The organism is Acinetobacter sp. MF4642 (assembly GCF_002018925.1).
GTDB classification, from domain to species: Bacteria; Pseudomonadota; Gammaproteobacteria; order Pseudomonadales; family Moraxellaceae; genus Acinetobacter; species Acinetobacter johnsonii.
Window position 1 is genome coordinate 1 of the sequence record NZ_MVON01000017.1, and the last position, 12373, is coordinate 12373.

11 protein-coding genes are annotated in these 12373 nt (G+C 41.9%); 2 read left to right on the forward strand and 9 right to left on the reverse strand.

Translation table 11 applies throughout. The features are described from left to right. Window positions 1–156: 156 nt before the first annotated feature. The 4 genes from MF4642_RS17360 to plsB all read right to left on the reverse strand — a co-directional run bounded on the left by MF4642_RS17360 (window position 157) and on the right by plsB (window position 4133). Window positions 157–279 (reverse strand): hypothetical protein, encoded by a 123-nt coding sequence (locus MF4642_RS17360; protein ID WP_413772806.1) that lies wholly within the window; start codon window positions 277–279, stop codon window positions 157–159. 128 nt (window positions 280–407) lie between these two features. Continuing rightward, the gene (locus MF4642_RS17365) at window positions 408–602 is read right to left on the reverse strand and encodes a tetratricopeptide repeat protein (protein WP_413772697.1); all 195 of its coding nucleotides are present in this window, start codon (window positions 600–602) and stop codon (window positions 408–410) included. 193 nt (window positions 603–795) lie between these two features. Continuing rightward, window positions 796–1236 carry a hypothetical protein gene (locus tag MF4642_RS10255; protein WP_078426164.1) on the reverse strand — a complete coding sequence of 147 codons (441 nt, stop codon included), beginning with the start codon at window positions 1234–1236 and terminating at the stop codon, window positions 796–798. Between the two features lie 323 nt (window positions 1237–1559). Further along, on the reverse strand, window positions 1560–4133 hold the full coding sequence (gene plsB, locus MF4642_RS10260) for a glycerol-3-phosphate 1-O-acyltransferase PlsB (protein WP_005401290.1): 2574 nt from the start codon (window positions 4131–4133) through the stop codon (window positions 1560–1562). A 291-nt stretch (window positions 4134–4424) separates the two neighbouring features. On the opposite strand from plsB, the gene MF4642_RS10265 reads away from it, so the two are divergent. Together MF4642_RS10265 and MF4642_RS10270 are read left to right on the forward strand one after the other, a co-directional pair. Beyond that, window positions 4425–5297: an acyl-CoA thioesterase gene (locus MF4642_RS10265; RefSeq protein ID WP_010327600.1), complete on the forward strand. Its 873-nt coding sequence runs from the start codon at window positions 4425–4427 to the stop codon at window positions 5295–5297. A 230-nt stretch (window positions 5298–5527) separates the two neighbouring features. Beyond that, entirely contained in the window at window positions 5528–6787 is a 1260-nt protein-coding gene (locus MF4642_RS10270; protein WP_078426165.1) for a dicarboxylate/amino acid:cation symporter, read from the forward strand. 54 nt (window positions 6788–6841) lie between these two features. Here the strand turns inward: MF4642_RS10270 and MF4642_RS10275 are convergent, their stop codons facing one another. From MF4642_RS10275 to MF4642_RS10295, 5 genes are all read right to left on the reverse strand, one after another. After that, window positions 6842–7777 carry a metal-dependent hydrolase gene (locus MF4642_RS10275; protein WP_101495448.1) on the reverse strand — a complete coding sequence of 312 codons (936 nt, stop codon included), beginning with the start codon at window positions 7775–7777 and terminating at the stop codon, window positions 6842–6844. Window positions 7778–7924: 147 nt separating this feature from the next. Next, the gene (gene yihA, locus MF4642_RS10280) at window positions 7925–8785 is read right to left on the reverse strand and encodes a ribosome biogenesis GTP-binding protein YihA/YsxC (protein ID WP_078426166.1); all 861 of its coding nucleotides are present in this window, start codon (window positions 8783–8785) and stop codon (window positions 7925–7927) included. Window positions 8786–8888: 103 nt separating this feature from the next. Next, window positions 8889–9338: an RrF2 family transcriptional regulator gene (locus MF4642_RS10285; protein ID WP_005401285.1), complete on the reverse strand. Its 450-nt coding sequence runs from the start codon at window positions 9336–9338 to the stop codon at window positions 8889–8891. An 89-nt stretch (window positions 9339–9427) separates the two neighbouring features. Beyond that, window positions 9428–10636 carry an NO-inducible flavohemoprotein gene (gene hmpA / locus MF4642_RS10290; protein WP_078390009.1) on the reverse strand — a complete coding sequence of 403 codons (1209 nt, stop codon included), beginning with the start codon at window positions 10634–10636 and terminating at the stop codon, window positions 9428–9430. Window positions 10637–10785: 149 nt separating this feature from the next. Next, window positions 10786–12369, reverse strand: a complete 1584-nt coding sequence (locus MF4642_RS10295; RefSeq protein WP_078426167.1) for a helicase HerA-like domain-containing protein — start codon at window positions 12367–12369, stop codon at window positions 10786–10788. Window positions 12370–12373 lie beyond the last annotated feature (4 nt).

A 12373-nucleotide genomic window follows, 5' to 3' on the forward strand; every position in this document is an offset into this window, starting at 1 on the left:
CGCGACTCATGAGTGCTCGGTTATATGCGGGCCAATTGGTTGTGCGGTAGATTTTGTGTGTAGGCTTCTTCATTTGAAAATTATATCGCTGAAAAACCCTTTACAGATAGGTTTGTGCAACAAAGCCTAGTTGTTTCATGTGCGTTATTCTATGATTTAATTAGAAGATAGTTCATTCAACTCTTTTAAAGCTTCACCTGCTGCCGCATTGCCATTTTCATATGATTTAGTAAACCAAAATTTTGCTTTTTCTAAATCATTATAAGTATTTGCATATATATATGCTGCATTATTCTGAGCTTCAGGTAGGTTTTGTTCTGCTGCTTTAAGATAAAGTTCTAGAGCCTTTTCTTCATTTTCTGAACAACTACACCATCACGATAAGCATTAGCTAAATTATATTGAGCTTAACTTAATCCAGACTTAGCTGCTAACTGATAAAATTCTAAGGCTTTTTTTCTATCTTTAGTAACGTAATTCCCTGAGTCATACATTAACCCTAAATTATATTGAGCTTCGGGAAAATTTTGTTCCGCAGCTTTATTAAGCCAAAACAATACTTTCTCAGGATTCTTATCTGTACCTATTCCCTTAGTTAACATGGCTGTTAAATCATTTTGAATGACAGCATTCCCATTGCTTTGATGATTATTTGGCGTTGTTAGTAAAAGCCCAGTAAAAACTGGTTTTAGTGAGATGAGCTCTTGGGCATATTTTAATTAAAGTTTTGGTATTTATATAAAAAATTAATAATATAGCGTAAGAGGTATTATGTTAACTGTATGAGAAATAACATTATTCGCATACTTCTATACTTTCTTCTTTTTCAATAAAATTAATTAAGTCATTATTTTTTATGCAAAAATAATTTTTAAATTCGTATTGTCGAAAAGTTTTCCCTCTTTGTAGTTCAACTTGAATATACGTTTCTAAAAAATCTGATTTCAAACTACTCTTTGGGAAACAAAAAATATATTTACTACTTGTATTAGATAGATTTTTTAAACTTTCTTTATAAATAGTTTCTGATAATTCATCATTAGGATTTCCATCCATATCTTTAAAAAATGTATCGAACATTGAAAACTCTTTAGACTCAAAAATCTTCTTAGGTTTCAATGAACAAATACTTTCATTATTTAGAATTTCGTATTGAAAGTAACGAACACGTTTTTCTTTACAACCTATAATTGAGAATGATGCCAATAAAATACTTAAAAAAACTATATATTTCATTATTGTATACTTTGGTAAATTAAAAAAAGCAGTGGAGCTACTGGAATTAGAGTTATATTTGAAACTAATCTATATCCTACTGGATCATTAATGATTGGTTGTACTAGCTTGTTGTTCAGTATTTAATTTTAAAGTTTATATTTCTTGCTAATTCATGAATATATGGATCATAAATAGAATTAGGTAAAGTCCAAATTTATAAAAAGTATTCCTCAACTATTTATCTATTTAACCTATATTGGCTTAAATTTTTTATTTAGTATTTTCTTGTTGAACAGCATAGGCACCTACATTTTGTAGATACCTATGCTTTTAAAAAGAAATTACTTCTTCTTACGTTTCAAACGCTTCTTCGCTTGTTCAGCAGCTACTTTGTCGAGCGTGTCTTTCAGTTCTTCATCGCTGAAAGTAGTGATGTGTTGCAACATTTGTAGCGTGACATCATCCAGTACCAAGTTGGCATATTGAGCAACGTTTTGGAAGTTCTCATCAAACACAATCGCGTTGTCTGAGTTGGTGCTGATATAACCCTGTTGCGTCAGCACTTTAATAAAGCTTTGGAACAGGGCTTTATCAAAGAATTCAGGTGAATTGAACTCATATAGGACAGATAGACGCTGACCCACCAAATGACTGAGCTCTTCCACCTGACGTGCTGAAATATTCCCAGAACCACGCTGTGTAATCAGCGCAAGCGTCATGTAGTAACGTTCAAGACTCTGCATGACTGGCGCTGCCAATACCACCAACTGGTTATGGTCTTCGCTGTTTGGAGCAGGAGAAATCAAGTGGCCTTCGGCATCTTCAGAAATCAGTTTGGCTTGAATCAAACCATCTACATAAGCACAGATTTGATCTTTGAGTTCAGCATCTTCCCATTTTAAAAACAGTTCTGCTTTTAAGAATGGATACAGCGTGCGAATTACATTGATTAAATCACCACGGCCAATGGTTCCATTATGTTCAACCAAAGCGGCAACAAGAGATGGCAATACAAAGGCATGCAAAATGTTATTACGGAAGTAGGTCAGCAGTACTGCTTGATTGTCCGCAATCGCAATAATGTCACCAAGAACGTGATTGACGCGTTTGATCAGTTTCAGCTTTAAACCATAAGCAATGATTTCTTTACCTGATAATGGCGTGACCAAGAGGCGCTCATCATAAGGAAGAGTTGTTAGTAGTTTGCGATAGGTATCAAGCTGTTTGATACAAATTTCTTCATCCAGAGTATGCTTCTCAGTAGCCAGCAGCACCAAAGACAAGAGTGAAACAGGATTCACCACAGCTGCACGGTTAATATTTTCTAAAATTGCATGTGCAGAACTGTTGACTGCATCAGAGACTTCTTGCGGAATTGGATCATCATTTTTAGCAATTTGCACATTCTCAGCGCCATGCTTTTTCAACATGTCATCGAGGAAAACGGGCTCACCAAAGTTGAGATGGACTTTCCCGAAAATACGTTCAATTTTGCGTAAAGTTTGTAGAATCCCAAAGACAGACTCGGCTTCTTTCGGTTTACCGTTCATCTCGCCGACGTAGGTCGCACCTTCCATTAAGCGTTCATAGCCAATATAGGTCGGAACAAAGACAATCGGTTTGGCGCGACCACGCAAGTGACTGTGCACCGTCATGGCTAACATACCTGTCTTCGGTGGTAGCAGACGACCTGTACGTGAACGACCACCTTCGATGAAGTATTCCAAAGGCGTATTACGCGACAAAATACTGTATAGGTATTCTTTAAAGACCGAAGTGTAGAGCGCGTTACCGCGGAAAGTGCGGCGAATAAAGAATGCACCGCCACCACGTAGAATTTGCCCAACAAATGGCATATTCAGGTTATCGCCCGCAGCAATATAAGGCACCATCAAACCACGGTTATACACCACATAAGACAGCAGTAAATAGTCGATATGACTACGGTGACATGGGGTATACACAATTTCGTAGTCTTTAGCCAACTCACGAACTGTATTGAAGTTATGCACTTCAACCCCGTCATAGAGCTGGGTCCATAACCGTGCCAGCGCCATTTCCGCAAAACGGATGGTTGAGTGTGAATAGTCCGATACGATTTCATTGACATAACCAATGGCACGACGTTCAGCGTCCAACATGCTAATTTTGCCGCGGATACTTTCGCGGCGAATCGCATCTTGTACATCACTGGCTTTAATCAATGAATGCATCACGTTGCGACGGTCCGAAAGATCGGGACCGAGTACCGCTTCACGGTGTGCATCGAGCTGATTATTTAAGGTGTTTAGAATGTAGGTCGCAGGCGATAAATTCGGATAGGTGGTTTTTGCAAAGTCGACCAAAGCACGTAAAGATTGACTTTCATGAAACTCTAAAAATGATTGACGACCATGTAAACCGATATTCATCAGCTGCTTCACCGTACTTGGAGTTGCCCAAGTGTCAGTAAATAGCAATTTAAACCAAGAGTCTTCTTTATCTGGTGAACGTCCCCACAGTACCGTCACAGGCACCAGCTCTACGTCTAAATCGGGTTGTTGCTCTAATGCTTCAACTAGACGTAACAGGCGCGGTGGAAAGGTGTGTGGTGAAGGGTTAAGTAAATTATTTTCATCGCTATGCTGTAAAAACACGATCGATGCTTTTTCTTGATGTGTCCCCACGACCAAAGGATCGAGTGCAGGAGCAAGTTTTAAACGACGCGTTTCACCATCCACCAATAGCGCATTACTGCGTGAGTGGTTTTGAAGCACATAACAGACAATTTTTTTGGGATGGCCTGAAGCTGCTGGGTCAGCATCTGTTGCTGTCGGTTCTGTTGGAACCTCACCCAATACATGTGGGGTTACTATGAGGTCAAGAAGCTTACTTGAAAGCTTTCTATACATTTGACCAAAGCCACTTTTGGACATATACACTCCTGCTTAAATGACCAATCCCGCAGTTTGTCTGAAGGGGTATTTATTTTGCGTAATTGTAAACATAAACCGTATGTCATTTCCTGACAAATTTGTTTTATATGGTGAATTTTATCGTTAAAAATCGTATTTTTAGTCGGAAATAACGAAGAAAACTTATGACAACTCAGTCAAGCAATTTATAGGGTTTTAGTCTGAATTTATGGCAAAATAGATTTTAATATCGATATCATACCTCATCACTTTACAGAAAAATCTGGTCTCTCACCATTAAGTAGGTTGCTTATGAATGCCTTAACCCAAGAGTTGGTTGAATTACTGAGCCTCGAAAAAATTGAGGAAAATATCTTTCGTGGACAAAGCCGTAATTTGGTTGGGAAGCGTGTTTTTGGCGGACAAGTCTTAGGTCAGGCCCTACGTGCGGCGTCATATACGACGGATCGTCCAGCTCATTCTTTACATGCATACTTTTTATTTGGTGGTGATGTGAACGCACCGATTATCTATGAAGTTGATCGAATTCGTGATGGTCGTAGTTTTGTCAGCCGCCAAGTGCGCGCTATTCAGCATGGTAAAACCATCTTTATGTGCATGGTGTCTTTTGCTGACAATGAAGAAGGCCTGAATTATCAAATCGGTGAGCCTGAGTATCCAGCACCAGAGTCTTTAAAGTCTGAGGCTGAACTGAAAAAAATGATGGTGGAATTTGTGCCTGAAAATGTGCGTGCAAGTTTCATGCGCGATCGTCATGTGGAAATTCGTCCTATCAATCCACAAAACCCGTATCAACCGCAGCCTGAAGCACCTGTGTATGCGCACTATATTCGCACCCATGACCGCATTGCAGCAGAAGTGGATGAAATTTCGTTGCATCAGGCGATTGCGGCATTCTATTCAGATTTCACTTTAATGACCACGGCACTGCGCCCGCATGGTTTAAGTTATCTTTCCCCAAGTTTGCAGTGTGCGAGTATCGATCATGCTATGTATTTCCATAAACCCTTTCGCGTGGATGACTGGATGCTGTATGACATGGATGCGACAGTCAGTGCCAGTTCACGCGGTTTGAATTTTGGACGAATGTGGCAAAACGGTGAGTTGGTGTGTAGTACCACTCAAGAAGGTTTGATTCGGCTCCGCGAAATCGAAGCCCAATAAAGTCTGAGTACAGAAAAAGCTGAGTGATATGACTCAGCTTTTTTTATGACCGACTTTATGACTGAAAGGTGGTCAGGGCAGAGCTAGAAGTTGAGCTTGAATTGTAATGGTCTCATCTTTTGGGGAGAGGTATATGGGGAAATGTGCAGTACTTGTGACAAAAAAATGCTCGATTGTAGTCCGTTCACATGGCATAGTTTCCCAAAGAAATCTTTGAAAAGCATGAAGCTATGAGCTTAAACACGCAAATTCTAATTGCCGCGATCTTCGGGGTCATCTTCGGATTTATTCTAAATCTTTTCCCGGGTAGCGCTTTTTTAGAGATGAGTTTGTATGGAATCGGGGTGGTCAGTAGTATTTTTATTGGTCTATTAAAAATGCTCTTGATTCCCCTTATTTTTAGCTCAATTGTGGTGGGAGTATCTAACTTACAAGCGGGCGGCCAGCTCTCCCGTGTTTGGAAAATTACGCTGGCATGCTGTGTTACCACCACGACTTTGGCGCTGATATTGGGTTTAAGCTGCGCGCATTTATTTGAAGTCGGTAAAGGTGTCGATATTGCCATGTTCCAAGACGCCATGGCCTCTCATCAAACTCCAGATACGCTCACTCCATCTTCGTTTTTTACCAACTTTATTCAAAATACGCTGATTAACCCATTCAAAGCTTTTGCCGAAGGCAATGTTTTAGCGGTAGTGGTTTTTGCTCTGTTCATTGGAGTGGCGCTCGTCAAGGGCGGCGAAAAATTCCGTACCGTGCGTAAGCTGAGTCAACAGTTCTTTGACATCATGATGTTGATGATTGGTTGGGTGATGAAGCTAGCCCCGCTAGGAATTTTTGCCTTACTTGCTAAGTTGATTGCCACTGAAGACATTTCTGTATTGAGTCGTTTGGCAGAGTTTGCGGCTGTGGTAACGGGCACTACCATTTTTCATGGTCTGGTGGTTTTGCCGCTATTACTGTGGATTTTTGGCAAGATGAACCCGATGACCTTTTTTAAAGGCACGCGTGTGGCGTTGATTACGGCTTTTGCCACCAGTTCAAGCTCGGCAACTATGCCTTTATCCCTCAAGTGTGCGCAAGAAAATCTTGGTGTACGTCCGCAAACGGCAGGCTTTGTGATTCCGTTGGGGACGCAGCTCAATATGGATGGTACTGCGCTGTATGAGGCAGCGGCGGCTTTGTTTATTGCCAACTTGATGGGACTCGATTTGACCTTGAGTCAGCAGCTGGTGGTGTGTCTGACGGCGATGATTGCTTCTTTAGGTGCTCCAGGGATTCCGAGTGCAGGCATGGTCACTATGATTATGGTATTGCAGTCTGTCGGGCTTCCTGCTGAAGCGATTGCGATTTTATTACCGATTGATCGCTTACTGGATACCGTGCGTACTGTGGTGAATGTACAAGGTGACATGATGATTAGTGTGGTGGTGGATCGACATACCCAGGATCTGGATGCACCTTTGCCCAATTTATCGAATCCGTCTTAAGTTTTGCTCTAAAATAAAAAAGCAGCTATTAAGCTGCTTTTTTTATTTTAGGATTTAAGCGACTTTGAGCATGGCACGTTTAGCCGCTGGGGATTGGTCTAAGTAGGCAATCGCATCTTCTGTTTTGGCTTCGTGTACAGGGTCATACCACGGCACTAAATAGCCAAATTGCTGTGAGATGAGCCATAACGGACTTGGTAAAACTTGATGATTCCGTTTAGAAATAGACAGCCACTCACGCCAAATCCAAGGTTTAAACAGACTGGGTTGAATCGACTTAAAGCGGTCATCTTGTTTCATAATATGGGCCGCACCATCGACCCATAAGCCCAGAACGGCAGCAATCACCACCAGACTCAAATAATAGCGCGCAATATAACCCCCGCCTAAATGTCGGTATAAATCAAATGCGACGGTACGGTGTTCAATTTCTTCTGCGCCGTGCCATTTGATCAAGTCTAACATCGCAGGGTCAGCGCCCATTTTTTCCCATTCGGTGTTGTCCAGTACATATTTTCCAAGGACACAGGTCATGTGTTCCACCGTGGCAATAATACCGAGTCGAAACAGATCCCACTGGTGCTCAAGTGCTTTAGGTACAGTGAGATCTAGTGGTTTATCAGCCAGTAATTTTCCAAATAAGAAATCCATCAACTCTAGATTACGGGAGACATCAATCTTTCTTTGGCTGAGATACTCTTTATTGGCTGAGTTGTGTGCCTGCGCATGCATGGCTTCTTGGCGAATAAAGACTTGTACATCCTGCTTCAGTTTTTCATCGCTAATTTGCGGTAAGACTTTGTTATAGAGGCGGCAAAACCAGAACTCACCTGCGGGCAGAATCATATTAATTTCATTGATGAAATAGCTGGCAAAAGGTTGGTTGGGAATCCAATCAATCGGACTGTCTTGCCACTCAAATTTAACTTTGCGAGGCTTAATTGTGTAGGTTATAGAAGAACGAATTTTGTTTTTTTCAATCGAGACCATAATTTCATATGCTGACCTATTTTTATATGTGTTGAACTTTTTCACGAGCTGAATAAAGTCAGTATAAAAAAAGTCCCCGATTGCGATTAGCAATAGGGGACACAGATACAGCAATAGATGATGCTTTTATAGGTTGGCGTTTAAAACTTAAGCCTCAGACTGTGGTTTTGTTTCCACATCATCTTCAGCATCAAGATCCATAGCGGGTTCAGGATCTTCATCGAATTCGTCTGCATCTAGCTCATCGGCTGTCGCATCTGGAATACTGCTTAAGTCAAAGTGTTGAGCTTGGTCTAAAGTAAAATTCAGTCGTCCGCCCATCACACTTGCCAGTTCTTCTAGGCCTTGTTTATTGAGAGAAGAGAACAATTGAATTGAGAAATCCAGTTTCATTTTTTTCAATTGGGCTTTAACTTCTTGTAATGCTTTAGAGGCAGGGCCACGGTTGAGTTTATCAGACTTTGTTAGCAGTACATGCACAAACAATTTACGTGAATACGCCCATTCCAACATCATCACGTCAAAGTGCTGTAGTGGATGACGAATATCCATCAACAATACTAAGCCTTGTAAGCTTTTACGCTGAATCAGGTAATTTTCTAACTCTTTTTGCCACACGATTTTCATCGCTTCAGGCACGGCTGCATAACCATAACCGGGTAAGTCGACGAGACGTTGGTCAGGATTACCCAGACTGAAAAAGTTAATCATCTGCGTACGACCCGGTCTTTTCGAGGCACGAGCCAATTGCTTTTGGTTGGTTAAGGCATTGATAGCACTAGACTTACCTGCATTTGAACGACCCGCAAAAGCAATTTCATAGCCTGTATCTTCTACACACAGGTTGAGCTTCGGGGCACTCATTAAAAACTCTGCTTTACGCAGCCAGTTGAGAGCGCGCACAGCATATTCAGTAACTGCAGAATCTACCTTTTTTTCATAGCTAATTTTTTGCTTTGGGGCAGCAGCAATTTTACTGTTTTTGGATTTTCCTCGGCTGTGGTGCATAACTCAACTTCAATTTATGATCTACAATCAGCCATTATAATGGAAGTCGAGCAGGCAATCGACCTTTGCAGCGTAAAGTCCGTAATCTTGTCTATAAAAGACCTTAATCGACGAGATTGATCAGGTTAATCGGCGAGTGGGTCGTGAATTTATTCTGAGCTTCAGTGCCCAGTACATCTGCTAAGGTATATTGGTCTAAGCTGTGATAGAACTGATCCAACGCTTGATCTAAGATCCCTTTCAGTCCGCAATTTGAACGAAGTACGCAAGGTGGGGTGTTGCATTCCACAATGTTCTGATCTGCTTGTAAGACCCGCACAATCTCGCCCAGTCTTAAATGTAGGGTTTCTGGATTGAGTCGAATCCCACCGCCACGACCGCGTGCGGTAATAATCCACTGCTGTTTCGCCATAAAGTGTACGATTTTCATCAAGTGGTTTTCAGACACTTGTAGTGCTTGCGCCAGTTCTGCAATGGTATGCGGCAGCGCTTTCGGCTGCGAAACATACATCAGAATTCGCAAAGCATAATCGGTAAATTTATTGAGCTGCATGAGGGTAATGATCGTTGATAAGCAAAAAAACAAAGGGCTAGTCTAGCATAACCTGACTAACCCTCTCTATTTTATGCCGATGGCATGGATTAGTGATGAACACCACCTGTGCCAAAAGCTTCACTGTGAATATTTTCGGCAGGAACACCACGGGCAATTAGGGCTTTTTGTTGTTCAGCCATAAATGGCATTGGGCCGCATAAGTAGTAGTCTGCTTGAACAGGTAAAATCGCGCTATCAATGGTACTCAAATCAAGGCGACCCTTCGCATCATAATCTTGACCTAAAACATCGCTTTGATGTGGGAACTCATATGCAGTAAAGGTGCTTAAGCGCGGGTATTTGGCTTTTAAGTCATGAATATGTTGTTTCATGGCATGCACTTGTTTGCTACGGCAGGCGTGCACAAAAGTCACAGGTTCTGGCATATCTAAAGTCACCAACTGATTTAGCATCGCTACCATTGGCGTGAGGCCTACACCACCACTAATAAAGACATTGCGTTTGTTTGGGTCAATCAGGTAGAAGTTACCTGTTGGTGCAGACACTTCAATTTCAGCACCTTCGGCTAAACCATGCAGGGTATTTGACACCCAGCCTCCTGCCAAATCGCCTTTTTCATCTTCGCGTTTGACCGAGATACGTAAATAGTCAGCTTGAGGGCTAGTTGAAAGGGTGTATTGGCGAGGTTGTTTTAGACCAAGTTCCTCAACAAATACACGTACTGAAATATACTGACCTGCTTCATATTTTGGTAAATCACCACCGTCCACAGGGGCAAGATAGAAAGAAGTGATTTCATCGCTTTCAACCACTTTTTTCGCAATTTTAAAGTTGCGCCAGCCTAACCAGCTCCCTTTGGTTTGTTGATGTTGCTCATAAATCGCTTTTTCAGTGCTAATGAATAAATCAGCCAATTGACCATACGCCGCAGCCCAAGCATCAATCAATGGATCCTCCATTGAAATACTTAAAACTTCACTAATCGAATGGAGGAGGTTTTCCCCAACAATATTGTAGTCGGGTGCTTGAATATTCAAGCTGACATGTTTGTGGGCAATCAGCTCAACCACAGGGAGTAATACTGAAGGATCTTCAATGTTTTCTGCATAGGCCAACACAGCACCCGCCAAAGCTTGGGCTTGAGCACCACTGCGTTGATGCCCCATATTAAAGGTTTCTTTTAAATTAGGATTGTTGCCTAACATGCGGTTATAAAAATAACCTGTGAGTGCAACACCATTTTCACGAAGGACAGGAACAGTTGCTTTTACAAGTTCAATTTGCTGCGGAGTCATGTTTGATCTCTCTTGGCTATCATTTATAAGATGTATTTAAAATATACCTTTAAAGATGTAATGTAAATAAATCTTTTGGTAAAAGCTTAACTTTTATATGGGATATATGAATATCCCATAAATTTTGATTTTTAGATTTAAAAAGTAGATCACTTACGACCAAACAATGAGCCGAGTAAACCACGGACGATTTTTTGTCCCGTACTGCCCCCGAGACTACGTGCGGCGCTTTTGGCAAAAGTTCCTACTGTGTCTTGAATTAGCTTCTCACGCTGTTTTGCTTCACGTTCAGCTTCTTTTTGCTGTTCTTTCGCAATCCGCTCTTGCTCACGTGCTTGTTGCTTCGCTAGTGTTTCAGCTTCTTTGGCCTTCTGTTTCGCTAGCGCCTCTTGTTCTTTGGTTTGTTGTTTCTCTTGCTCTATCTGTACCGCTTGTTGTTGGCGTTCAACCACTTTATTTTGTAGAAGTTCAAAAGCACTTTCACGGTCTAGGCGTTTTTCATAAATGCCTGCCACGATACTTTGTGAAATCAAGGCTTGACGTTGCTCTGGGCTAATGGGACTGAAAGACGAGTAGGGTGGCATCACCCATGCACGCTCTACGACTTGCGGCGTGCCTTGTTCATCTAGGCAACTAATCAAAGCTTCACCCACAGCTAGCTCGGTGATGGCTTGCTCAACTTTAAATTCAGGATTGGCACGGAAGGTGTCTGCAGCTGTTTTAACTGCTTTTTGATCTTTCGGGGTAAAGGCACGTAAGGCATGTTGTACGCGATTGCCGAGCTGCCCTAATACGCTTTCAGGCAAATCCAGTGGATTTTGCGTGACAAAGTAAATACCCACCCCCTTGGAGCGGATCAGGCGCACCACTTGTTCAATTTTTTCTTGCAGCGCTGCACTGGCATTGTCAAATAGCAAATGCGCTTCATCAAAGAAGAACACCAGCTTGGGCTTATCCATATCGCCAACCTCAGGTAGCTGTTCAAAGAGTTCAGAGAGCATCCAGAGCAGAAAAGTGGCATAGAGCTTTGGGGTATTCATGAGCTTGTCTGCGGCTAAGATATTGATATAGCCATGACCATTACTGTCGGTCTGAATAAAGTCGAGAATATTTAAACTGGGCTCCCCGAAGAATTGATCACCGCCTTGATCGGCCAGTGCTAATAAATTCCGTTGAATCGCGCCAAGGCTGGCAGGAGATAGGTTGCCATATTCGGCTTTAAACTCTGCGGCATGTTCACTGACATAACCAATCATGGCTTTTAAGTCTTTAAAGTCGATCAGTAACATGCCTTGATCATCTGCAATACGAAATACCGCAGAAAGTACCCCTTCTTGGGTGTCATTCAAATTCAGCATACGTGCCAGCAACAGTGGGCCAATTTCGGTAATCGTGGTACGAATAGGATGACCTTGTTCAGCAAATAAATCCCAAAACACCACGGGGGATGCAGCAAAGGGAATGCTTTCGATGCCTAAACTTTTAATGCGTTCATCAAATTTGGGATTGGATGCACCTGCTTGCGCTAAGCTGGAGACATCACCTTTGGCATCGGCTAAAAATACGGGCACTCCGAGTCTGGAAAAACTTTCAGCCAACACCTTCAGGGTTACAGTTTTACCTGTCCCTGTTGCCCCTGCAATTAAGCCATGACGGTTGGCAAACTTCGAGTGTAGAACAACATCTTGTTGGGTATTCGTGGTTTTCTTAGCAATGATGATCGGGGTGCTCATACTT